Source organism: Psychrobacter sp. H26, from assembly GCF_059073035.1.
The window spans coordinates 517461-542691 of sequence record NZ_JCACRW010000001.1 but is presented as its reverse complement, the minus strand read 5'-3'; the positions used below and the strand labels follow the sequence as shown (position 1 = coordinate 542691).

General features: G+C 44.5%; 23 protein-coding genes. 5 read left to right on the top strand and 18 right to left on the bottom strand.

Going from position 1 to position 25231, the window contains the following annotated elements; genetic code table 11:
* Nucleotides 1-302 precede the first annotated feature (302 nt).
* Both AC5JPT_RS02280 and AC5JPT_RS02275 read right to left on the bottom strand, forming a co-directional pair.
* Nucleotides 303-1352, bottom strand: a complete 1050-nt coding sequence (locus tag AC5JPT_RS02280; RefSeq protein WP_493844426.1) for a zinc-binding alcohol dehydrogenase family protein — start codon at nt 1350-1352, stop codon at nt 303-305.
* Between the two features lie 112 nt (nt 1353-1464).
* A complete protein-coding gene (locus tag AC5JPT_RS02275; protein ID WP_493856941.1) occupies nt 1465-2337 on the bottom strand; it encodes an SDR family NAD(P)-dependent oxidoreductase in 873 nt (290 codons plus the stop codon).
* Nucleotides 2338-2596: 259 nt separating this feature from the next.
* On the opposite strand from AC5JPT_RS02275, the gene AC5JPT_RS02270 reads away from it, so the two are divergent.
* The 3 genes from AC5JPT_RS02270 to AC5JPT_RS02260 all read left to right on the top strand — a co-directional run bounded on the left by AC5JPT_RS02270 (nt 2597) and on the right by AC5JPT_RS02260 (nt 4746).
* Nucleotides 2597-3499 (top strand): LysR family transcriptional regulator, encoded by a 903-nt coding sequence (locus tag AC5JPT_RS02270; RefSeq protein WP_493856940.1) that lies wholly within the window; start codon nt 2597-2599, stop codon nt 3497-3499.
* A gap of 168 nt (nt 3500-3667) precedes the next feature.
* Nucleotides 3668-4141, top strand: coding sequence for a hypothetical protein (locus AC5JPT_RS02265; protein ID WP_493856939.1), 474 nt, complete (start codon nt 3668-3670; stop codon nt 4139-4141).
* Complete coding sequence (locus AC5JPT_RS02260) at nt 4117-4746, top strand: YHYH protein (RefSeq protein WP_493856938.1); 630 nt, start codon at nt 4117-4119, stop codon at nt 4744-4746. The genes AC5JPT_RS02265 and AC5JPT_RS02260 overlap by 25 nt, the downstream gene beginning before the upstream one ends.
* Nucleotides 4747-4853: 107 nt before the next feature.
* Here the strand turns inward: AC5JPT_RS02260 and AC5JPT_RS02255 are convergent, their stop codons facing one another.
* The 10 genes from AC5JPT_RS02255 to accB all read right to left on the bottom strand — a co-directional run bounded on the left by AC5JPT_RS02255 (nt 4854) and on the right by accB (nt 14656).
* On the bottom strand, nt 4854-5981 hold the full coding sequence (locus AC5JPT_RS02255; protein ID WP_493856937.1) for a M14 family metallopeptidase: 1128 nt from the start codon (nt 5979-5981) through the stop codon (nt 4854-4856).
* 300 nt (nt 5982-6281) lie between these two features.
* On the bottom strand, nt 6282-7847 hold the full coding sequence (locus AC5JPT_RS02250; protein ID WP_493856936.1) for a carboxylesterase/lipase family protein: 1566 nt from the start codon (nt 7845-7847) through the stop codon (nt 6282-6284).
* Between the two features lie 411 nt (nt 7848-8258).
* Nucleotides 8259-9083 carry a DODA-type extradiol aromatic ring-opening family dioxygenase gene (locus AC5JPT_RS02245; protein WP_493856935.1) on the bottom strand — a complete coding sequence of 275 codons (825 nt, stop codon included), beginning with the start codon at nt 9081-9083 and terminating at the stop codon, nt 8259-8261.
* 46 nt (nt 9084-9129) lie between these two features.
* The gene (locus AC5JPT_RS02240; protein ID WP_493856934.1) at nt 9130-9585 is read right to left on the bottom strand and encodes a DoxX family protein; all 456 of its coding nucleotides are present in this window, start codon (nt 9583-9585) and stop codon (nt 9130-9132) included.
* Between the two features lie 246 nt (nt 9586-9831).
* Nucleotides 9832-10275 carry an acetyl-CoA carboxylase biotin carboxyl carrier protein gene (locus tag AC5JPT_RS02235; RefSeq protein WP_493856933.1) on the bottom strand — a complete coding sequence of 148 codons (444 nt, stop codon included), beginning with the start codon at nt 10273-10275 and terminating at the stop codon, nt 9832-9834.
* A 41-nt stretch (nt 10276-10316) separates the two neighbouring features.
* A complete protein-coding gene (gene pxpA, locus AC5JPT_RS02230) occupies nt 10317-11054 on the bottom strand; it encodes a 5-oxoprolinase subunit PxpA (RefSeq protein ID WP_493856932.1) in 738 nt (245 codons plus the stop codon).
* Complete coding sequence (locus AC5JPT_RS02225) at nt 11044-11967, bottom strand: 5-oxoprolinase subunit C family protein (protein ID WP_493856931.1); 924 nt, start codon at nt 11965-11967, stop codon at nt 11044-11046. Before AC5JPT_RS02225 ends, pxpA begins: the two co-directional genes overlap by 11 nt.
* A 45-nt stretch (nt 11968-12012) precedes the next feature.
* The gene (pxpB, locus tag AC5JPT_RS02220; protein WP_493856930.1) at nt 12013-12666 is read right to left on the bottom strand and encodes a 5-oxoprolinase subunit PxpB; all 654 of its coding nucleotides are present in this window, start codon (nt 12664-12666) and stop codon (nt 12013-12015) included.
* A gap of 81 nt (nt 12667-12747) precedes the next feature.
* On the bottom strand, nt 12748-14094 hold the full coding sequence (gene accC, locus AC5JPT_RS02215; protein ID WP_493856929.1) for an acetyl-CoA carboxylase biotin carboxylase subunit: 1347 nt from the start codon (nt 14092-14094) through the stop codon (nt 12748-12750).
* A gap of 79 nt (nt 14095-14173) precedes the next feature.
* A complete protein-coding gene (accB, locus tag AC5JPT_RS02210; protein WP_493856928.1) occupies nt 14174-14656 on the bottom strand; it encodes an acetyl-CoA carboxylase biotin carboxyl carrier protein in 483 nt (160 codons plus the stop codon).
* Nucleotides 14657-15096: 440 nt separating this feature from the next.
* Here accB and AC5JPT_RS02205 point away from each other — a divergent pair, with 440 nt between their 5' ends.
* Complete coding sequence (locus AC5JPT_RS02205; protein WP_493856927.1) at nt 15097-16092, top strand: phosphatase PAP2 family protein; 996 nt, start codon at nt 15097-15099, stop codon at nt 16090-16092.
* Between the two features lie 504 nt (nt 16093-16596).
* Complete coding sequence (locus AC5JPT_RS02200) at nt 16597-17511, top strand: LysR family transcriptional regulator (protein ID WP_493856926.1); 915 nt, start codon at nt 16597-16599, stop codon at nt 17509-17511.
* A 149-nt stretch (nt 17512-17660) separates the two neighbouring features.
* Here the strand turns inward: AC5JPT_RS02200 and AC5JPT_RS02195 are convergent, their stop codons facing one another.
* The 6 genes from AC5JPT_RS02195 to AC5JPT_RS02170 form a co-directional block, all read right to left on the bottom strand.
* Nucleotides 17661-18695, bottom strand: coding sequence for a hypothetical protein (locus tag AC5JPT_RS02195; protein ID WP_493856925.1), 1035 nt, complete (start codon nt 18693-18695; stop codon nt 17661-17663).
* 192 nt (nt 18696-18887) lie between these two features.
* Complete coding sequence (locus tag AC5JPT_RS02190; RefSeq protein WP_493856924.1) at nt 18888-19367, bottom strand: acyl-CoA thioesterase; 480 nt, start codon at nt 19365-19367, stop codon at nt 18888-18890.
* A 163-nt stretch (nt 19368-19530) separates the two neighbouring features.
* Nucleotides 19531-21219 carry a fatty acid--CoA ligase gene (locus AC5JPT_RS02185; protein ID WP_493856923.1) on the bottom strand — a complete coding sequence of 563 codons (1689 nt, stop codon included), beginning with the start codon at nt 21217-21219 and terminating at the stop codon, nt 19531-19533.
* Between the two features lie 167 nt (nt 21220-21386).
* On the bottom strand, nt 21387-22589 hold the full coding sequence (locus AC5JPT_RS02180; protein WP_493856922.1) for a 3-oxoadipyl-CoA thiolase: 1203 nt from the start codon (nt 22587-22589) through the stop codon (nt 21387-21389).
* Between the two features lie 92 nt (nt 22590-22681).
* Complete coding sequence (locus tag AC5JPT_RS02175; RefSeq protein WP_493856921.1) at nt 22682-24259, bottom strand: 3-hydroxyacyl-CoA dehydrogenase; 1578 nt, start codon at nt 24257-24259, stop codon at nt 22682-22684.
* 74 nt (nt 24260-24333) lie between these two features.
* Nucleotides 24334-25110, bottom strand: coding sequence for an enoyl-CoA hydratase (locus AC5JPT_RS02170; protein WP_493856920.1), 777 nt, complete (start codon nt 25108-25110; stop codon nt 24334-24336).
* Between the last annotated feature and the right edge of the window lie 121 nt (nt 25111-25231).

Here is a 25231-nt window from a genome sequence, read left to right as displayed (position 1 = left end):
AACAGAAAAATAGCCAAAGAAAGGTCTTATAAAACTCTTTATCGAAAATAGTTTGTTAATTTTATAGCTGCTTTGTAGTTACTTTATAGAAACATTTAATGCGAAAATATTCAGTGATAATCCATGTTGATTGGATCATCACTGAAAAAAGCAAACGATTAAATAAAATGCACATAAGCCAAATGATAGATAAAGAAAGTATAGAATGTCAGCTCGTAAACAAAAAAAACCACCCTCGCCATGCAAGCGAGGGTGGTTTTTGTTTGGTTTTAAAATAATGCTTTCTAATGTATATCTAAGTCTTACGCAGTCCAACCTTCTAATACAATCTTGCCATGCGCTTGTTGACTCTCTAGCATTTGATGTGCATGACGCACATGTTCAGCCGTGATAGTACCAAGATTGTGGGCAACGGTGGTTTTGATCTCGCCTGCATCAATCATGTTGGCGACGTCCGTCAATAAACGATGCTGTTCAATCATATCTGGTGTCTGGAACATAGAGCGCGTAAACATAAACTCCCAATGTAGGCTCAGACATTTAGTTTTAAGCGCTTTAATGTCTAATGATTCAGGATCATCGATGAGTCCTAATTTACCTTGTGGCTTCAAGCATTTGATGATCTCTGCATAATGCTCATCAGTGTTGTTTAGACTGATGACATAATCTACTTCACTGATACCTGTCTTCTGTAGCTCATCAAACAACGGGTTACGATGATTGATCACATGATTTGCGCCTAGATCCTTTAACCACTGTACACTCTCCTCTCGTGATGCCGTACCGATGACTGTGGCAGAGGTTCGTGCTTTTAATAGCTGCGTTAAAATAGAACCAACCCCGCCCGCTGCACCAATGACCAATACTGAAACGTCATTAGCACGCTCATCACTACCGTTTTTATCTGCCGAGCCATTATTAACAGGCACTTGCAAGCGCTCAAACAACATCTCCCAAGCCGTGATTGTGGTAAGTGGTAATGCCGCTGCCTCAGCAAATGACAGCGATGCTGGCATACGCCCAACGATGCGCTCATCAACCAGTTGATACTCAGCGTTGCTCCCTGAACGGGTCAGATCCCCCGCGTAATACACCTTGTCCCCAACTGAGAATAAGCTGACTTCTTCGCCAACCGCTGTTACGATGCCCGCGGCATCCCAACCAATCACTGCATACTCACCCTCTGGTGCAGGACGCGATTGACGGATCTTATAATCCACTGGATTTACGGATATGGCTTTGACCTCTACCAGAATGTCATGGCCTGTAGCAGTTGGTTTATCAAGGGTGATATCTTGTAGCGCTTTTTCGTTATCGATGGCCAGATTGTCTTGATAGCCAATGGCTTTGATGGTGGTCATAATGCTGTATCCTATTTTTAATAAAAGTGATTTTGATGGTTTAACAGTTAACTTCTAGCAGTTAACTGATGACATAAGTTATAAGCCCTATAAAATATAAGTGCTAGGCAAAAATGGACTGCAATACAGTTTGCGTTTGCTGCTCAAGCTCGGCAATGGTGTCTTTATTTAAAGCATTGGCATGCGGTTGTCCAAATTCGCCTCTGGCATCGCCATGCACGCCAGCTTTGATATCGTTATCAAAGTATTTGCCCGTGTTGTCCGCGAACTCATCCGAGACCGCTAATGCCGTTAAGATATTTGCGCCTTTGTCTGCTGATGACCAATACTGACCATACGCTTCATCGACCATCTTGGTATTCAATAGCGATCCTGGGTTGACCGCAATCACGTTAATATTATCGCTGGCAACCCTATCCGCTAAGTGCATACTCCACATCGTTAATGCCAGCTTACTTTGCGCATAGGCGGCTTTATCATCCAGACGCTCTTGTCCCATAAATGCCTTATGAGATATCGGCGCTTGGGCAGCTGAGCTTAAGTTTATAATGCGCGGATTTACGCTACTCGATTGAGCAGACTGTTTGAGCAACGGTAATAGCGCGTTGGTCAGCTCGTAAGGCGCGAGATAGTTCACCACGAAGCGTACATCTAGACCTTCTTTGGTCATCGCTGATGCCGTGGTATAAATTCCTGCGTTGTTTATGAGGACATCAAGCATTGGTAGCTTTTCATTGACGTCAGCGGCCATTTTGAGTACCTCTGTCAGATTTGAGAAATCCGCGACAAACCCATCAATATGATCTATCACTTCGCCTGTTGCCACTGCTTGGACTTCAGCTATCACACTAGCAAGCTTGTCAGCATCGCGGCCATGCAGGTAAACGTGATGCCCAGCCTCTGCTAATTTTAAAGCAGCTAATTTACCGATACCGTCGGTGCTACCGGTGATTAAAATAGTTTTAGTTTTACTCATAGTTATCAACCATCCTTATGGTTCGAATTATAGTTATCGCTCTGGATATATGGTTTATTTTATCCACCGTTATGGCACCTATTGTAATGAAAGTGTTGTCATTCAAACAGCAGCCATTATCAAAAACACTTTCAATATTATTTTGAAAATAATTTATTTTATCGTCAGTTCTTTGCTATATTTTAGACAATAGTTTCTATTCGTGTGGCGAGCAAATAGCTGACACACCCTATATTTGGTACTCCGATAAGATAATATTATGAAAAATTTACAGGACTTACGTATTTTTATAGAGACAGCACGGATGGAGAGCTTATCTGCTTGCGCGCGCCACATGGACCTCTCTCCAGCAGTCGTTAGTGCCGCTATCAAACGTTTGGAGAGCGATATCAACACCGTATTGTTTATTCGCTCAACACGCAAAATTCGTCTCACTGATAAGGGTGTGCAGTTCTTGCAGCACTGTAAAGAAGCGGTGGGTATCTTGGACAATGCCTACGCTGAGCTACAGAATAATGATGCTGAGCTCACCGGCACTATCAGCATGTCAGCACCTTCAGACTTGGGTCGTAACTGTGTGTTGCACTGGTTAGACGACTTTATGCAGACTCATCCCAATGTTGATTTGCAGCTTCATGTCTCTGATGGTCAGGTAGACCTATATGGACAACAGATTGACTTAGCATTGCGTTATGGCAACCCAAAAGACTCTTCACTAATTGCACTGCCTATCGTTTTGGACAACCGTCCTATCCTATGCGCTGCACCAGCGTATCTAGAAAAATTTGGCGAACCTAGAACGCCGCAAGATTTGACTGACCATAACTGTCTTTGTATTGGGCACAATGACAAATACTTTAGTCAATGGGCGTTTGAGCGTGCAGGCAAGCAAGCGAGTGTCGCCGTGTCGGGCAATCGACGCAGTAAGGATGGTGACGTTGCCCGACGTTGGGCAATATTGGGTCATGGTATTGCGCTGAAATCTCGTCTGGATGTTGCCTCTGACATAAAGGAAGGACAACTGATTGAGATCAAATTAGGTGGCTGGCAAGTCGCGCGCTATCCGCTATATCTAATTTGCCCTGAAAGGCGTTTGATTGATCCCTTGTTTAACGCAGTAAAGGACTACTTAATTAGCTGTGTACAGCATATGTCACTCTGACCGTAAGATAATTAAAAAAAATATAGCGAATACCTAAACGCTCAGAATTAAGAAGTGTAACAAGTCCGTTACTATAAGGTAATATCGGTGATATTGGATATCCCGACAGTGTATTATAGATACATATGTTGTGTAAAAAAACTTAACTCACGTGAGCGAAAACAAAAGATGAAACTTCAAAATTCATTTGGTGCAATAACCAGAAATCTAGGCTTGCCTCTATTAGTAGCGATTGGATTAACAGGATGTAATACGACTACTGATGAGAGTGCAGAACACTCACATGATAATGGTGAAGTGCACAGCCATGACCATGTAGAACCTCATACTGATGTAGAAATGTTTAAGCAAGCTTTTGCAAATGATGCCATCGAGATAGCAGATGAATTGGTAGAATGTACCTTGGCAAGTGGTACAAAAACTGAGTGTTTTCAGTTAACCGTGGAGCTAAATAAGAACAGAGGGCATGAAGTAGGTCCATGGTGTCCACGCAACGTCAGTGAAGGTGCTGATAGTGCTGGTATCTGGCTAGATGAAGGTCAAGTGTACGATGCGGATGGCAATTATATAATCCGATCACAGGTGATATTAAAGTCACAGACAGCAAGCAAGCGTGTTTGGCAGCAGCTAAACCTAATGTAGAAGCTGAATATCAAAATTACTGTGTTGAGTGCCAACCAGAATATGTAGAGACACAAACCCTTACTTATCTGATCCCAGCTTACCCAAAGACCGGTGCTGATATGTACCAAATTACTGCAGCTTCTGGTGTGGGACTTGCTTTAAATGGCGTAAAATTTGATGCTTCGGCACCTGTTGATGCTATTTTGGGTGCGCATACGCTTGCGCCATTCGATGATTTTGGCGGTCATGTCAATCCTCACGTCGGCTATCACTATCATGCCGTTACTGACAAAACGACCAAAAGCTTGGGTGTGGCAAACGATCACGCGACGTTACTTGGCTATGCAGCAGATGGATTTACCCTTTGGAGCCATACTGATACTAAAGGCAGTGAGGTATCAGGCCTAGATCAATGCAATGGTCATAGTACGCAGGCGCTAGGCTATCATTACCATGCTGGGGCAGCAGGATCGAATAAAATTCTAGGTTGCTTCACATCAGAACCCGGTTGTAGCGTTGAAGCGGGCGAAACTGAATGCAAGGCAGATATGCGTGGCAATAGAGGTACTCCCCCTGTTGACGAAAATGGTAACCCTTTGCCAAAGCCTGAATCTCACCAATAACGCATGCTACAAAGTAGGCACTGAATCAAAAAACCTCTGCTATCATATGAATGAATAGCAGAGGTTAGTGTCGTACATAAAGTTATGCTGCATTGCTCACCTAGCAACTATCGTAAATTATCAACGACGGCCAGCATAGCAACAAGCGAGGCCTCACCTAGCTGCACAGAACGCTCTGGCGACCAGCCCATCTCCTCATCAGGCAGATTATCGTTATCTTTGAACGGCATCTCCAAAGTATTGGCAAGACAATCAAAATGCTCAGCGACCCAATTGGTTGCAAGTGTCATATTTGCCTCTCCTGGGGCGTCAACGTCATACCCAACTTCAGTCTGAAAGTCCGCACTGGCGAGTGTCAATACTTCTGAAAATCTATCGCGTAGATGTGCTAGACGCTCATTATAGCTTGGTATTCCTTGAGAGCCTGCGAGGAACGCATATGGCAGCGCCTCATCACCATGTACATCATAAAACAGATCAACGCCCGTTTCTTTCATCTTATGAATCACATAAAAGACTTCAGGGCTTTTGTCCAAACTTGGATTTGCCCATTCGCGATTGAGATTGGTTCCGGCGGCATTCGTACGTAGATGTCCACGCACACTACCATCGGGGTTCATATTGGGCACGATATAGAAATTGGCTTTTTCTAATAACTGTCTGCCTGTTGCGTTGTCACTATCTAACAAGCTATACAGCAACCCCTCAATCAGCCACTCTGCCATCGTCTCACCAGGGTGCTGACGCGCTGTAATCCAGATGTTACGCTTACTCGTGTCACCATCACCGATTTTTACTAACGTTAAATCACGCTTGTCGAGGGTGTCCCCTAAATGCTCTAGAGTCACGAATGGATGCGTCTGGACGGCAGCCAATAAGTCTTGATGACGCTCATAGCTATAAGGGGCAAAATAAGCAATTTGGATGGTTTCGTACTCTAACGCTGCTACGATAGTCAATGTGCCCTCTTTATAAGAAGTCGGTAGACGAAACCAATGCTGACGATCATAAGACGCTACTGCTTGGTAACCCTCCCACCCTTCTACATAAGACGCCTCTCCTGCATTGATAATGTTGAGAACATACTCTTCGCCAACCTCACCTGAGAGGCGAAAGTTAAACCACTGAAAAAATTCTTCACCAACGTCCGGACGAATCGCCAGTTGAATGTTTTTGTTATCATCTATAGTGATAACCTCAATGTTACCAGCGTCGAAATTGTCCGTGATATGCATAATGGTTCCTTATCTCATTATTATGATCGTACTCTATCGGTTTGTTATAAGCTGATGGTTTTATCTCAATACTTATTTTGCTAGCGCCTATAACTGCTATACTTAATTGGTCATGGTACAATTCTTTTCAAGTCAGAAACTTACTAAGCTGACGGTACTAGCGTCCTATGTCTAAAAACACTAGGATACTACACCCACTATTGCTCGATCAGATTGCTTCTCGTGCCATCAAATATTTATATCCGCACAATAAAATAACGGCCTTACATTAGCAAAGCCGTCATCAGCTATAGAACCCATTTAGAACGAGTAATCGGACCATAACATTCTGACATCGTGCTCAGGGTCATCGACCGCTTCAGAATCTACATCGAATCTCATAGTTGTTCGATCTGTAAGCTTATAACTGTCCCAGCTCACTTGCCCAGTACGAGCAAACTCAATCCAGTTCTGGTGTATGGTATTGGCAAGTTTTTGCGGTGGCTCATCGCCAACAAAACTTTTGGCTTGCTCGCTACCGAGCGCATTAAAGGTAAAAGGCACATCTACAAAGTGTGCCGCGCCTAGCCGTCCATCGAATGCTGGCGAAAACCACGAAAAGTTATAATGCCATACTTTATTGCCGTTTTTGATTAAATGCTCAGCGATGTGTACTGCTGGCATGCGAAAAGTATAATCTGATTGAATATCAGCAAAGCTATCGCCAACAGATTTGTCGCTATTAGTAGGTGCATATACCTTAAGTGGCTTACCATTCAACGATAAGTCATTTAGCAACTGAGATCTTTGTGTAGAGGTAATCTTATCAATAGCACCTCCTGGTACAGAGTAAAGCCTTGCCTCTTGATCGGTACTACCGACAATCACTGGAATAGACGCATCTGCATATTTTATCAGGTCTTTCATTGGTGATTCTTTGATGATATCACCATCGGTCACAGGCAAAAACGCCGTACCACCCCAAGACATCATGCCCCACTCGTCTCTATCTTTTACTGTGTTGCCAATATTAATCACTTCAGAGACCAAATCGTCAAGCGGTACCTGAGAGATACCGGTCGTCGTAGGTGCTACCCCAAGCGCTTCAGCAAAAAGGGTACTGACTCGACCTGCTTGTTCTGTGGTCACAAACTGCATCGGGGGACTTTGCATAATTGCCTGTTGAAACAGACCTTTTGCTCTATCAGTGCCCAAAAGTACCGCGACACTTTCAGCACCAGCTGATTGACCAAACAAGGTAACTTTATTTGGATTTCCACCGAAATTAGCAATATTTTGCTGCACCCATTTTAATGCAGCGATTTGATCTAGGATACCTCTATTATCTGGAGCGCCATCTAAATGCATAAATCCATCAACACCAACTCGGTAGTTTACCGTGACGACAATCGTGTCGTTTTTTGCAAAGCTAGTACCGTTATAGGCTTCCTCGCCTGCATCTGCCCGTATAAAAGCACCACCGGGTAGCCAAACCATGACAGGTAACTGTTTATCTGATTTTCGGGCGTTTGTGGGTGCCCATATATTTAATGTCAAGTCACCTGCAGCGCCCACAAGTTGAACTTTTTTCTCTCGTCCTGGCTGCGGTACGGGTGCCGTTTTTGCGGTAGCATCTAATACGCCTTCCCATTTCTCGTAGGGCTGCGGCGCCTTAAATCTAAGCGCTTTTGTGAAAGGGTTATGTGCATAAGGAATACCGTAAAAGGTAGTAACGCCATTATCTGCTTTGCCTTTTAACTCACCTTGAGAAACAGTAATGTTCATTTCTTCCCCTTCATTATTTGCAGCAAATGCAGAAACCATACTAACACTCAACAGTACAACGCCTACCTTTTGACACACCCTACTTACCCTGTTACTCATCATGGCTACTACTCCCTTTTTATTCTGTGTCGATTGCCTACCTGCTATCCTCTTAATAACCATCAAAACAGCGACTTTCCTCTAGGGCGTGTCTTCATTTTAAAAATGGTAATAAAAATGAGATAAATTGCCGTCAAACAAGGAAAATAGTGTAGATAATATCGAGATATTAACCAGCTATTTGACGCGGTTTGACAAAATTTAGCCATTTTTAGTCCATTTAGATGACCATCGATTGAATTGAAGACACGCCCTAGAATAATACTGTTTTCTTGTGCAGGTTTTTATGAGACAAACGTAAGAGTTTTATCGTTTGCGAGTCCGTTCTGATGAGACGATAAGAGTCATACTCGCAACTTTTGAGAGACTACCACTATACATTACTGAGAAAACGCAGAACTGCTGTATCAACATTTAGCCAAACTGAAAAGCCGATAACTGCGTTTTAAGCACTTGCTCGGAGTAAATTTTGGCGCCTTTATCATTACCTGCCGCACCTGCTATCACCATCAGCGGCAGTAAATGCTCCTCTGCCCCTAATGGATGTGAGTCAAGCGCGTGAGGCGCCATCGACCAGTCTCTAAGCGCTACATCTCGCTGCTCTGAGTCAGATTCAATCGTTTGGGTCAACCAGTCATCGAAAATCTCTGATGGCGCTGTAAAATGCGCATCACCGTAGCCCCTCATATTATGAAAGCTCATACCGCTTCCGATGATTAATACGCCTTCTTGACGTAATGCCTGCAGTGCTTGACCTGCCGCCAGATGCGCTTTTGGGTCTAGATCATTACGCAGTGACAGTTGTACTACTGGAATATCTGCCTTAGGAAAAATCACCTTTAACGGTATAAAGACCCCGTGATCCAAACCGCATGAAGCATCTTGTTGGTGCTGTATACCTGCTCCGTCCAACAGCTTACTAACTTGATCGGCTAGTGCAGGGTCACCTGTTACAGGATAAGTCAGCTGATACGTATGGTCAGGAAAACCATAGTAATCATAAATGAGATCAGGAGCTATGCTCGTAGTAATTTTAAACTCAGGCGCCTGCCAGTGCGCGCTAATGATTAAGATAGCCTTTGGACGCTCCGGAAGTCGAGTATGAATACCTGTCAAAAATTTTGCCATGCTATCCCATGTGTTCGTAGGCTGCCAGTCCATAAAAAAACAAGGTCCAGCACCATGTGGTATAAACAGGACAGGTTGAATGACTTTCTGACCAGATGAACGTGCTGTCATAACTCTCTCCTTGTCCTATTAATCAAAGGCAATTTTCTAAAGCCAACTATGATGCACGTCCCAGCTTTTCTGACAATGCTTTATCCATACTAAAAGAGCCACCACCTTGTACGACCAAAGACAGTAAAGCAACCATCAAGGTCAATGCATACTCGTAACCACCATTAGCAGAGAATAGCCCATTGCTGATATGCACAGAAAAAATAGCCACTAGCATCGTGAATGCAGCGACCAGTGCAGCAGGTCGTGTCAGTAGTCCAAAAACTAAAGCAAGACCACCGAAAAACTCAGCGCCTCCTGCCAATATGGCCATCAACAACCCAGGCTCCATGCCCATACTGCTAAGCCACTGTGCCGTTCCTGCGAGCCCATTACCATCAAACCAGCCAAAGAGCTTTTGGGCACCGTGCGCCATCAAAATCAAGCCGACGGGTACACGAAGAATTAGGGCCGCTACTCCAGCTTTAGAGGCCAACATTTTATTTAGTAGCGATGATGTCATTAGTACTTACTCCATAACGTATTAGTGCGATAAGTGATTGAATATTGGTATAAACATACTTTACTATCGTCGCTATAAAAGAGTAAACCCACTTATATTGAATGATTATCAACACAGTGTTTATAGTTGGTTTGGTATTGAATAGTAGAAAAAATGGATAACAATGACATCGATGTAATATGCGTATTAAACGCTTGAGGCAATAAAGGCAATAAAAGTGACCATAATGATATAGGAGTACCTAAATTACACGTGGTCTGCGAGTACCATGATGGGCTGCCCATACTCAACACCCTGCCCACTTTCAACCAAGATTGCCGTGACAATACCACTCTTATCACTCACAACTGGTAGCAAGCGGGTCAACTCATCAATAAAGCAAACGGTTTGACCTTTTTGAATATGGTCGCCTTCTTTAATGAGATTGTCAGTTGTAGCGTCCTCGCTTAAATAGATCTGCCCCACATAGGTCGCACAGACTTGCCTTATTTTGCTATCTGGTTTATTGGGCTCAGTAGTAGCGCTAGTAACATCGTTAGTAGTATCGTCAGTGGTTACATGACTTGCCTTACTTGGCACTCCTAGATTGTTGACCACTCTGATGGACTGATCACCATCAGCAATAGTCACTTCATTCAATTGACTGCTTTCAACCAATGTGACCACACGCGCTATTTGCTCTATATCCATAATAGATTCCTTAACTTAATATTTAACTGAGACCGAGATATTTAGTAGGCAGATATCGTGATACCTTTGAGCTCTAGTTGTTTCTTTATTTCTTGGGCAAATAAAATAGCGTGTTCACCATCACCATGTAAGCAAATACTTTGCGCCTCTACTGGTACGGTCTGACCACAGACACTGGTGACTGTCCCTTCAGTAATCATCTGTAACACATGCCTAACCGCATCATCTGTGTCGGTTATCAGGGCATTGTCTTTGCTACGAGAGACCAGCGAGCCGTCTTTTTCATAGTTCCTATCAGCGAACACTTCTGATATGGCTTCTAAACCATGCTTCTTAGCTGATTTTACCAAATAGCCGCCGGACAAACCCATGACCTTTAGGCTTGGATCAAATCGTTTGATTTCACTCACCAAGATATCTGATAAGTCTTCATCAATGGCGGCTTGGTTGTACAACGCACCATGCGGTTTTACGTAGTCTAATGACACACCAACCAAGTCACAGAGCGCTTTGGTTGCACCCAACTGATACACCAATAAAGCACGATAATCGGCTTCGCTTAACGGCTCATGAATACGGCCAAAGTTTTCTCTATCGTTTAGACCAGGATGTGCGCCTACGCTCACGTTGTTTGCTTTTGCCAATTGCAACGTGGCTAGCATCTCGCTGTAAGAACCCGCGTGAAGACCGCAGCAGACATTCGCTGAGCTAACTATCGTTAATAATTTATCGTCTTGCCCGCAGCCTTCCGCCACATCAGCATTTAAATCAATTTTCATTGGCATACTCCTTTATTTGATCGATATAGTGTTGTCTGTTTTGCTGTTCCTTTAACGCTTGCTCTAATGACACAACGACGAACTGACAGGTTTTGCCAAATCTAATCTGTGCCATCAGACCTATGTCTGCTTGAATCACGGTTGCAATTTTCGGATAGCCACCCGTCGTTTGCCCATCCGCCATCAAAATAATCGGCTGCCCTTGCGGTGGCACTTGAATCATTCCAATATCAACACCGTGTGAACTCATCTCTACTGGCTCACTAAATTCAAGTGCGGTTGCCCCGTCTAAACGATAGCCCATACGGTTACTACTGGTTTGTAGTTTCCAAGGCTGGGTCTCAAACGCTTGTTGCGACGACTCAGTGAAGCAGTCATATTCACTGCTTTTTATCACTCGAATAACCTCGGTTGGTGCAAGTCGAGCCACCCCAATGACAGGCAAGCTTGATTCAGTTTTTACCGTTAAGCTGTCATCGGCTTTTAGATATCGACCGTCAAATCCGCCAAATTCGGCTTTGAGATTGGTGCTGGCTGACTGTAATACTGGCTCAATATCAAAGCCACCGTGCACACACAAGTAGCTATACATACCTTGTAGCGGGCGCAAAAGTTTGAGCGTCTGCCCAGCTGTTGCATTGATACGCCAATAACAAGGAACACGCTTGCCGTCTAGATAGGCCTCGTATAAAGCACCGGTTAAGCAAAAACTGACGTTTTCTTCAAACTGTATGGTTAGCTCACCGAGCGCTATTTCAATAGCAGGTTCGTTTGCCTCATTTTTCATCAAAGCGTTACCAGCTTGTAGCGCCCAGCTGTCCATTACGCCATTTCTACCCACACCCATACTGCGGTAACCCAGTCGTCCCGAATCTTGAATACTGGCAAGGGCACTTGCAGTTAAAATTTTCATTGATACCACCTGTCTTTTTGATTCATGCATTTTTTTATGTATCGCTTATTGATGAATATCAATCGCTTTAAACGCCAAAGTATCGCCTGCGTTAAGTAACGTCGGAGAAGACTTGGTTAAATCAAATAAAGCAGTATCCGTCTGGCCGAGTAACTGCCAGCCGCCTGGAGACTCAAAAGGGTACACCCCTGTCTGCTCGCCACCGATACCCACTGAGCCTGCGGGTACTTGGGTTCTAGGTACGGCATGCCTTGGGATGTATAAGGGCTCAGACAAGCCGCCAAGATAAGGAAATCCTGGCTGAAAACCGATAAAGTAAACGGTATAAGTAGCTTTAGTATGTAGATCGACAACCGCTTCAACTGAGAGATTTAGGTCATTCGCCATGGCCGCTAGATCGGGGCCATACTTTCCACCGTACTGCACTGGTATCTCGACGTGCTTACCTTGGATGGTTTTTGAAGGGATATCATTGAGCAGGTCTGATAGCTTATCTTTGAAAGTATTCAGCTCAGCCCATGTTAATGGCACGATGAATACACTGAGCGTATTCATGCCAATCACTACTTCGATGACTTCTGGCATTTTCTGGATGCTATCTGATAAAGCCCAGCATTTTTGTTGTTTTTCTAAGGTGGTTGGTTTAGGGAAAAACAACGCTAGATTGGTTTCACTGCATATTTGCCATTGTAGTTCCATCAGTATGGGCTCCATTATCTGTTATCTTTATTCTGACGCTAATGTCAGATTAGTTTTTCATTTTTGCGGGCAAGACTGGATTTATATATTGTCTTGTATCCACTGTTCTAGATAATGAATGCTCATTTGACCCTGACAAAACACCTCATCTTCAAACAGACGTTGATGCAGACCAATATTGGTATCAATCCCGGTGATTTGCGCCTCCCATAATGCTGCACGCATTTTTTCTATCGCTTTTTCTCTTGAACGATCTTGTACACATATCTTGGCAATCAAACTGTCATAAGATGGCGGCACGGTGTAGTTCGATTCAGCATGACTGTCTACCCTGATACCAAACCCTGCTGGCATGTGGCAGTAGTCTATGCGCCCAGCATTTGGCAAAAATGTCTGCGCGTTTTCAGCATTGATACGGCACTCAAACGCGTGTCCGGTAATGGCGATATCACTTTGCTTGTATGCCAGTGGCAGTCCTGCAGCTACTCTAATTTGTTCTTGCACAATATCCACGCCCGTCACCATCTCAGTAATGGTGTGCTCAACTTGCACACGAGTATTCATCTCGATAAAGAAGAACTCGCCGTTTTCATATAAAAACTCAAACGTGCCGGCGCCTCTATACTGCATTTGCTCGCAAGCTGTGACACAGGCTTGACCAATTGTGCAGCGCTGTTCTTCGGTAATGCCGGGTGCTGGCGCTTCTTCAATGACTTTTTGATGACGGCGCTGCATAGAGCAATCACGCTCGCCTAAATAAATGGCATTACCGTGGGTATCAGACATGACTTGCACTTCGATATGACGCGGTGCTTGTAGGTATTTTTCAAGATAAACGATAGCGCTACCAAAATTGGCTTTGGCCTCTGTTTGCGTCATAGAAATCGCAGAGAGTAAGTCGGCTTCTTTTTCGACCACACGCATACCACGACCGCCGCCGCCACTTGCTGCTTTGATGATGACTGGATAGCCAACATCACTGGCAATCTTGATAACCTCATCTGAATCGGTAGGCAACGCGCCATTTAATCCAGGTACACAAGGCACGCCAGCCATGGTCATTTGTTTTTTGGCTTCAACCTTGTCGCCCATGTTTCTAATATTGTCAGCCGTTGGGCCAATAAACGTGAGACCCGAGTCTTCAACCAAAGCGGCAAAGTCAGCGTTTTCAGAAAAAAAGCCATAGCCTGGATGGATAGCTTGCGCATTGGTAAGCTTTGCAGCAGACACAATCGCTCGTTGGTTAAGATAACTGTGTGTGGCATGGGCAGGCCCGATGCAGATTTTTTCATCGGCTAGGCGTACGGGTAACGAGTCTTTGTCTGATTCAGAATGGGCAATGACTGACTGAATACCCAACTGCTTACAAGCTCGAATAATACGTAGCGCAATCTCGCCACGATTGGCAATTAAGATTTTTGTGAACATGTTTATTCCCTTAAAAATATAGTGTCAAATACAGTGTTTGTGCAGCGTCTATACAATATTGAGCAACTATTGAGTGACTTTAACTGTCTGGCACTATAATAAATAAGGGCTGTGCATATTCTACGACCTCACCTTCCTCGATCAGAATCTCTTGAATCGTACCGTTAACTTCTGCTTTTACCTCATGCATCATTTTCATGGCTTCAATGATACATAGTGTCTGCCCTACTGCTACCTGATCACCTTCCTCAAAGAACGCCTCAGCGGTCGGCTCAGAGCGAAGATAAAAAGTACCGAGCATAGGCGCTATTACTTGAGAATGAGTGTCTGCTGCCGCTGTAACGCCAGCCTTATAATCACCCTCTACATCGGTATCAATTTGCGGCTTTAGATGTGCTGTTTTGGAGTGGCTATTATTGATGTGATTTGAGCTGTCTTCACTGTGATTAGATTGACAAACGATAGAGATACGCGCATCACCATCACTCACTTCTAAGGATTGTATATCGGCACCTTCTGCCAGTTCGATGAGTCTTTCTAGATCTGCAAAATTGATATTCATATGATTAGGCATTCCATCAGAGTGAAGTAAAAATTGTTATTCTAAGTTTTAGAAGTACTATTTGAGTGACTCCCTCAACAACCTGAGCTTAATTTGTGGGACGTCAGATAAGAACAATAATGAAAAACAGTAATCTGGCTAAAACCATAACGCACCCTATCCTTTCAAACAACTATTGGGCCTAAAAAAGTAGTTTTCTTAAAACACTATTCAATAAAATCACCAATTATTTAAATAACGACACACTGTAAAGAAAATTAGACAGCAACGATCACAGGGTCTGTTACAGTGTCTGCCGTTTGGTTATGCTGGGACTATCCCGTTTATGACTTATATGTTTAGCTCTCAACCCCATTCAACCGCCATAATAATCACGACAATCAGCACACGGTTCGGTAGTTGGATACCTAACCTTTATGATAAAAGGAATAAGTCTATCCATGATCCAATTTATTGAACGACATCCTCAGCTGCTTAGCTTGGGCGTGGTACTTATTTTTATTATGGCATTATTGTGGCTGATACAGCACTTATTGATTCGTTATGGCAAGCGTGCGTTGGCATTAGTCTCTCGCACTGATCTTTGGCTACGCGAACATCTGGCACGCCTGCCAATGATGGTACGACTCCAGCGTAGATACCCAGCGCTATTTGGCTTTATCGCAGAGCGCTTTGCACGTGGTCACTTTTCTGGATTGATACTCACTGTATCAACGCTGTTGAATATCTATATTTTGGCGCTGTTTGCAGGGTTGGTTGAGGATGTGGTGAGTGCTGACTCTATCGTTACCACCGATCTGTTTGTGTCGCAGCATATGAGTGTACTGCGCGAATCTGGCATTATAGATTTTTTTATTTTGATTACCAGCTCAGGCTCTACTCCCGTCACCTGTTTGATCATCTTACTGACTGCTATTTTATGTATGATGTTGCGTCAGCCTTATATCATCATAGGCTTACTGATCTCGACTATTGGCAGCACTGCTTTTACTTTTATAAATAAGATGGTCTTTCAGCGCGCTCGCCCGATTGATATTTTGCTGCAAGAGCATACCTATTCGTTTCCAAGTGGTCATGCCACCATCAGCATTGCACTGTATGGGTTTCTTGCGTACATGATGATTCGTTTTAGCCAAAGTTTTGTTCGACAAGTACGTGTCTTGTCACTTGCTCTGTTGCTGTTTTTGCTTATAGGACTGAGTCGAATCGTACTCAATGAGCATTATCTTAGCGATGTGATGGGTGGGTTTTTGGTAGGGTCATTATGGTTAATCATTGCTATTAGCATAATGGAGTGGCTGACCGCGTGGGGCAAAATTAATTGGCGCATCGCATGGACAGTGTCTCAGCGATATATGGTGTGGTTCAGTATCGTCTCTGTGCTGACTGCTATCTTCATTTATGCCAATATTTATCAGTTTCCGCTGCTCACGTAGCACTATAGGCTAAGATGATGAAACCTACATATTCAATATTATCATCCAACCTCTCCACAGCAAGCGCTTGATCCAACACCTCAAAATATGTGGATCGGTCGCTCGGACAATATTAAAGCACATAAAATGTTCCGTGATTTGCGACTGATTAAATATATTAAAACAAATTTAAGTACCATCAGTTGGTACCCTTCCAAAAATTGCAGAAACCTTACCTCGTTATCAACACTCTATCTGAGTCACCTTTGGATGACGAGCCGAACACGTAGTAGATAGCGTATTCTTAGCCAATAATATTTCTGACTTCCATAACAACGCTTTACCTTGCTGTCGATATTTAGTCTGAGTCATTATTTATTTTAGATAGCTGGTAATGGATTAAACCTGATTTTTCAATAAAAGAAAATGCTTCCGGTTCGATGACGCGCTTTACTATGAGTCAAGCAACAGCGTAAGATAACTGACAACAGAGTGTTGATAACCGCTGGAAGGAAAGTCCAAATTATGGATAGAATTGATGCGATGCGGGCATTTGTATCAGTAGCGACTGAGGGCAGTTTTAGTAATGCCGCTACAGCCATGCAACTGTCGCCGCAGCTGGTGAGCAAATATGTGTCAAAGTTAGAAGAGCGACTGGGTATACGTTTGCTGAACCGCACTACCCGTCAGGTTAGCTTAACTGAGGCAGGGACTCATTACTTTGAGCATGCACAGCAGGTATTACTCAGTATCGATGATATGGAGTCCAAATTAGGTGGGCTGCAGCAAAACCCAAAAGGCACATTAAGAATAAGCGCGCCTGTGTCCTTTGCCCTCAAACATATGGCACAATTGGTCACGGACTTTCAGGCACTTTACCCTTTGGTTAATGTTGATTTGCAGTTGAACGATCGCAAAGTAGATATCGTTGAGGAAGGGTTTGATGTGGCGCTGCGCATCGGTCAGCTCAAAAGCTCTTCACTGATTGCCAAGCAAGTTGCGCCTATCCGCGTCATCTTGTGCGCAGCCCCTGACTATCTCAAAAAGTATGGCGTGCCTAGCAAACCTGAAGATCTAAAAAACCATCGGTATTTGCATTACAGTTATATGGAAAAATACGGCAAAGAAGATATTTATCAGTGTCTACATACCAGCAATCAGCCCAGCTCGGAGCTGACCAGCAACAACGGAGATTTGCTTGTCAATGCTGCAGTGGCTGGCGCTGGAATAGCATTGCAGCCTACGTTTATTGCGAGTGAAGCACTACGTAAAGGGGAGCTGATGATGGTGTTGCCTGATTACGAGCCCGAGACGTTGGGGTTGTATGCGGTGTATGCTCATAGAAAGCTATTGCCACACAAAATCAGATGTTTTATTGATTTTATCGAAGGGTATTACGGTTCGCCGCCCTATTGGGATGAACCGATACAGCACTTATAGATATTTAGTAGCAACCCTCACCAAACAAAACACCCCCTACATTGATAAATGTCTGGGGTGTGTTTTAATGTGCTTGGTAGTATGACAAGTCTATCGTGAGCTATATTATAAATGTCACCAAAAATAGCACCCCTCTCAATTTATCACTCTCAAAACTCGTATTTAGCCATCACTTCTATTTGCTGACCTGCTGGCATCCATGGAAAGGTCGTGACATCTTGATTTCTCCACTCAATACCCAAATCCAAATCTGGTAGGTACTCATAGATAAGATTGGCGCTTTTGACATTAGCAGAAGTATCTGCCGCATCCTCGACATTGACCTCGCCATAACGCAAGTTGCCACGCAGCTTTTGAGTAAATTGATGCTTATAACCGACGCTATAGCCCGTTTGTGAGATCAGCTTACCATTTTCGGCATCACAATCAGCACCGCCATTCATAATAAGAGGCCCACCAACACAGACGGCAGAATAGGCACCCATGCCTTTACCATTAAACACACTACCATGAAGCGAATGCTCTCCCAAAGCCAGCTTACCTGCTAAGGACACACCAACGCCCACATCCGAGTCGTCTCCATTCTCAGCTTCGCGAGCGGTCACCGCCACATTATAATCAAAATCAGCTATCTTATCTTTGTAGCTGACCACCATATCAGGCAGGCTGGCATCGTCATAGACAGGATCCTGGGCAGTAAAACGCAGTCCCTTATAAGTATAATGCACCGTCAAATCTGGACGAATATATGAGCCGCCACCTGAGGCTGTACCGATACCTGTACCCCAAAAGTCAAGCTGCTCGGTGGAGAGTGGCGCGACTGCCAAGAACTGACCATTCCACGTTTTACCCACTGTCAGATCATCTACCTGAATATACGCATGGCGCAAACGTAGGTTCGATCCACCCTTGGCATAATCGCCATAAAAATCGCCTTCGATAAACCCAGTTAGTTTTTTATCATCCACCGACTTAGTCGTCTTGATGTTAATGCGTGACTGACGTAAGTTTCCCTTAAACTCCGAATCCTCGTCATCAGGAGAGTTAAACAATCCTTCTGCTTTGATATAACCACCGATACTCAACGTGGTATCACCCGTCGTCACAATATCTATCGCTTGTGCAGAGGCACATGTTGCCGCTATAGCCAAACCTACAGATAGCCTCTTTGTAAAAAGCATCATTCATCCATTCCCTGTTTTATGTTGATATCCTTATCAATCCAAATTGCTGTGACGTTTTTCGCTCCGTTACCATTAGCCTTGTCACTATCAGCTCCGTCACCATCAGTAGTGTTTTTGCGCTGCATTATCTTTTTATATAAAGGTTGGCTCCTCTTCACAAAAACAATCACGATGTGATCGACGTATTGGGCGTTATGCTTCTTGGTCAATATTCTCTAATGCCGCTATCGCCTCTTTTTGCGACTCATCAATTGGCTTTTTTTGTCCGCTCAGTTTATCGAGATAGACCAGTACTGACTCACCGATTGCAACGACTGTCTCAAGCGCCTTACTATAATAGGTATATTCGTGAATCAAACTTGAGTTACCGATTTTTTTGACTTTGATACCAATCCATAACTCATCAGGATAAGCAACCGATTTGAGATATCGACATGACGAGGCTGCCATCACCGAAGACGTCTGTTCGTTAAATAAACCAAGTCGCCTGTTGTAATAAATACGAGCGTTTTGAGCATATTCGTAATAAACCACATTATTGACATGACCAAAGGAGTCCATATCTCCCCATTCCACTTGCTGAGGATAGATAACCGTAAAGTCATGCAATGGGTGATTGTCATCGCTTGTGACAATCTCTTGTATTTCTGGGAACGTTGGTGCAGCTTCCATAGTTTTTCTCTTTTTATTAGACAGATTCTGTTATATAGATGATGAATGTGACTCAGGGTGCTCGTGACACACACCTCCCTCATCCCTAGCATTTAGTCAGACACTAGGGAGATGTAGTTTTTTCTATTATTAGCGTCACTATGATGGTAATAAGGTTGTTCGGTTAGATTAAATGTTCTGAGTACATCGAGCGCATGCGTTTTTTATCAAGTTTACCAACACTGGTTTTTGGCATTTCTGACAAAAACTTTACTTCACTTGGGACGCCATATTTTGGCAAGTGACCTCTCTCAACCGCTTGATGACCCAGTGCCAAAATATCTGTCGATGTTGTACCGATATAATCTGGCTTTAGCACGACCAATGCAAGAGGACGCTCGCCCCAACGCTCATCTGGAACACCAATCACAGCGATATCAGCGACGCTCGGATGAAAGGAAAGAATTGTTTCGACCTCAAGTGAGGATACCCACTCACCACCTGACTTGATGACGTCTTTTAGTCTATCGGTAATGCTGAGCGTGCCATCGGCAGTCATACAAGCAATATCCTGCGTATGCATCCAGCCACCTTTCCACAGCTCATTACCTGCATCGGGGTTTTTAAAATAGCTTTGGGTCAGCCACGGTGCTCGTATCACAAGCTCGCCCGTCGATTTGCCATCCATTGGTTGAGGTTGTCCGTTTTCGTCCCAGATCTCCATCGATACCAGCATAATTGGCGAACCTGATAGACAGCGATAATTGAGATTGTCTTCTAAGCTCATCGACTCGGTCTTGTCATCAAATACCGCTCGAGACAGCACAGGGCATGATTCTGACATCCCAAACCCTGACATAAACTCGATACCGCACTCGATAGCGGCTTTGGCCAAGCCTTCGTTGAGCTTTGAGCCACCTAGCAGTAGTTTTAGATTCTCAAATTTGCGACCGCGTTCTGCCATTTCTTTGAGGAGCATTTGCAGTATTGCAGGGACGCCATGTGACAGCGTGACCTTATGCTCCTCAATCAAATCGACCAATTTTGGTGCCAGATATCGTCCTGGATATATTTGTTTTAGCCCGATCATGGTAGCGCCATACGGCCAGCACCATGCATGGACATGAAATAAGGGCGTCATCGGCATGTATACATCGTTATAGCGCGCGCCTTGGCCTTCAGCATTGAGCGCTGATGCCAGTGTGCTTGCCATCGTTTGTAGTACAATCTGGCGATGAGTGAAGAAAACCCCTTTTGGATCACCTGTCGTGCCACTGGTATAGAATGTGGTGGCGATGGTGTTTTCATCGAAATCTGGAAAATCAAACTCATCACTAGCGGCTGCCAACAGTGCCTCGTACTCACCATCGACATAGTCAGGCAGCGCTGCTTTCTCACCACCTACTTTGTCATCCTCTGCGTCATCTGCCCACATTACATGCTCAATAGAAGGCGCATCGTCACGATAGTCTTTAATCATTGGCGCAAATTCAGCATTTAACAGCAATGCTTTTGGGGCAGCATGGTTGACGGTATATAGCACTTTTTCTTCAGACAGACGCACATTGACGGTCTGTAAAATCATACCCGACATCGGTACGGCAAAATACGCCTCAAGATAACGATGACTGTCCCAATCCATGACCGCGACCACATCGCCTGCTTGTAAGCCCATGTTTTTTAGGACATTCGCCAAGCGGTTGATACGCTTAAAAAACTCAGCATAGGTATAAGTGACTTTATCCGCGTAGCTAATGGTTTGGTTAGTAGAGGCGATTTTGGCACGGTTGAGTAGCTGCTTAATAATTAACGGGAAACCATACGCGTCTTCGGCTTGGTGGTAGTTATCGTGTTGGTTGAGTATGGTTGTCATAATGTCTTCCTTGATATTGAATAGTCCTTGATATAGTCAATCTTCTATAAAGAGTTACCGCGCTGCCCTCACTTGAAGTATCACATAGTCATCTGCGCTTGGTTGCCTGGTCTCTCTTTTAAGCTAAATCAACTATAATCAGTAATTCGGTGTGCGCCCTTTTAATATCAGACGCGCTCTATCACCATGGCAAGTCCTTGCCCGATGCCAATGCACAAGCTAACCACTGCGTATTTACCGCCCGTACGCTGTAGCTCTCGAGCGGCACTCAAAGCGATCCGTGCACCAGATGCGCCCAGCGGATGGCCGACCGCGATAGCGCCGCCATTGGGGTTAACGCGTTTATCATCAAAATCAATATCCAACCCTTTTAGACAACCCAGTACCTGTGAGGCAAAAGCCTCATTGATCTCAATGACAGACATATCATCAAGGGTTAAATCCGCACGTTTTAGCGCCAGCTTAATCGCTTCAACAGGACCCACACCCATAATATTAGGTTCAACACCCATCGCCCCTGATGATAAGATCTTGGCAATCGGTTTGAAGCCTAGCTTTTCTTCTGCTTGTTTTGAGCCGATGATGAGCGCAGCAGCACCATCATTGATACCAGACGCATTACCTGCCGTAACAACACCATTTTCATTTAAGGGTTTAAGCTTTTTTAGCGCTGCAATGTCGGAGCTGGCGCGAGGGTGCTCATCATCTGTAACGACTTTTTCGGGCAATTTCTTACCTTGGGGGGCGGTGATAGGCGTTATCTCATCGTCAAAGAACCCGGCTTGCTTGGCAGCTTGGTATTTGGCTTGTGATGCGGCTGCAAATTTATCGGCTTCCTCGCGCGTAATGCCATACTTTTGCGCGACGTTATCGCCCGTCTGCGGCATGGTATCACTGCCGAACTGCTCAATAATCTTTGGGTTGGGAAAACGGCTACCGATAGTCGTATCAAATACCTTAAAGTCACGGCTAAAGGGCTTTTCTGTCTTTGCAAAGACGAAGGGCGCACGCGTCATGGATTCAACACCACCTGCCAATATAATGTCTCCTTCATGACACGTGATACTGCGTGCAGCATCGACCACGGTAGATAGACCTGACGCACATAGACGATTGACGGTCTGACCTGGCGTTGTGACATCTAATCCTGCTAATAGAGCCGCATTACGTGCAATATTGCGAGAGTCCTCGCCAGCTTGGTTGGCACTGCCTAGCAACACTTCATCAAAAACATCATTAGACAATTGATGCTTTTCGACCAACGCTTTCATGACTGCAGCAACGAGATCATCTGGGCGCACGGTTGCTAATGCGCCAACATAGCGACCAAATGGGCTTCTCAATCCGTCATAAATATAAGCATCTAACATAACGTTTCCTTGTCGTATTTTTTAACTCTGAATAATTATTCTATGGTTTGATAACCATATTTTGTCGTTCTTACGATATTTTGTCGCTCGTACTAATAGGTGGTTTGCTGGGTGAACAATGACACATCTAGTTTGGCACGGCGCTGCAACCAAGGGCTTGGACGGTAACGCGGATCGCCTGTAAGCGCATAGATACGCTCTAAAATAAGCAATATACGTGAGGAACCAAGATGATCACCCCAAGAGATCGGGCCGTATGGATAACCTAGCCCAAGCTTGACAGCATTATCGATATCCTCTGGCGTGGCAATTCCTTGCATCGCAATATCACAGCCAAGATTGATCACCATCGCAACCACACGCTGCGCCACAAAACCTATACTTTCGGTAACTAGCGTGGCACTCCCCGTATCTTGCATATCTGCTTTGCTACTATCTGAGTCTTTATTACCTGTGTTGCTAAATAGCGCGTAGGCCTGTGCTACAAACTGCTCTTGTGTCACAAGACTTGGCATCAACGTACGATGCTTCGTAAGCTCGGTAAGCATATCAATGGCAACCGCTTGCTTCGGATCGATGTGATAACGAATCGCCGCATTGGTCGTATCCTCTCCGTAGATGGCGAGCACCACCAAACTATCAGGACTCGGCTTGTCGTTGTTATCAATAAGGACACCACGATTATTTAGATAGTCGACCAGCTGTGTTTTGTCTTCTGCCAAATCAGCCCCAATCCAAACTGAGGTGATGGTGGCATCAGATGCTAGTACTTTGGACGATTGATTTTGAGCGCTATCTACTGAAAGCTTTTGACCGTTTTCGTAGTGGTAAAACCCCTCGCCAACCTTACGGCCAAGCTTTTTGCCTACCAGCATCTGGCGGGTTAGTGGATGCGGACGGTAGCGCGCTTCTTGGTAGTACTGCTCATAGATCGACTCCATCACAGGGTGCGACACGTCAACGCCAGTCAGATCCATCAGCTCAAACGGACCCATACGAAACCCGGCGCCATCACGTAAGATACGGTCGATTTGCTCAAAATTTGAGACACCCTCGCCCAGTATTTTTAAGGATTCGGTACCATACGCTCGGCCTGCATGATTGACGATAAATCCTGGTGTGTCTTTTGCGACCACACCCAGATGTCCCATGCGTTTGGCCAAATCGGTCAAAACCTCAACAACTGAATGCTGCGTGGATATTCCTGGAATAATCTCAACGATTTTCATCAGTGGTACTGGGTTAAAGAAGTGAAAACCGACCACGCGCTCTGGATGGTCACAGTCAGCGGCAATCGCTGTGACAGATAGCGATGAGGTATTGGTCGCCAAAATAGCATCGGTATTAACAACCTCTTCTAACTGGGCAAACAGCTGTTTTTTTATGTCTAGATTTTCGATAATGGCTTCAACCACAATTTCAGCGGTAGCAATCTGACTCAGTTCTTGGACGAGGGTTAAGTTGCTTAACATCGACTGTAGCTCATCATCGCTGAATTTTCCTTTGGCGGTGAGCTTTTCGAGCATGGCTTGTAGTGACGCTCGCCCTTGCTCAGCCGCGCCTGCCTTGGCGTCATATAAAAGGACTTGGATACCCGCTTGAGCGGCAATTTGGGCAATACCCATGCCCATGATGCCAGTGCCAACAATGGCAAGTGTATTCACGGTCATAATCATTCTCTATATAATTTACGATAGGATTTGGTCGGCGTGGACCTCAAAAGAAATAAGGGGCGTGATGGCGTTTAATAGCCTTTATACTCTGCAGGACGCTTTTCCAAAAATGCTTTGGCACCTTCTTTTTGATCATGAGTATCAAATAGGATTTGAAATGCCTTACGCTCCAATGCCAATGCACTATCTAAAGGCATATCGGGACCGAGCATCGACACTTCTTTAATCTGAGTCAATGCAATAGGTGAATAACCTGCCAGCTGCTTAGCAATCTCAATAGCACGGGTTAGGGTACTATCGTCTGCGACCACTTCAGATACCAATCCCATTTGGTCAGCTTCGTCAGCGCCAATCATGTCTCCTGTCAGTATCATCTTCATGGCTTTGTGTTTGCCAATAGCACGAAACAATCGCTGAGTGCCGCCTGCACCTGGCATGAGCCCTATTTTAATCTCTGGCTGTCCAAACTTGGCAGACTGTCCTGCCACAATGATGTCAGCATGCATGGCAAGCTCACAGCCACCGCCAAGCGCATAGCCATTTACCGCGGCAATAATCGGCTTTTGGCAATCAGTAATCGCGCGCCAATATCGCTCACTACGACGTAAGTACACATCGACTGTCTTAGCGGTTAAAAAATCATTGATGTCAGCACCTGCGGCAAACACCTTATCACCACCCGTCAGCACGATCGCTTTGGTTTCTGGATCGTCATTTAACTGAATGAATAGCTCTGCCATTTGTTGGCGCAGCTCGCTGTTTAATGCATTGCGTACTTTGGGTCGATTCAGTGTAATGACACTGACACCCTCTCCTTGTTTTTCACAAATAATAAGTTGTTCTTCCATGACTGCCTCTTTTTTACATTTGTTTGCTTTATAAATGATAATAAGGAATATTTATTTTAAATAATTAATACCGCATAGCGATATTTGATACCAATATATAGCGTTTATTTTCATTTGTGAA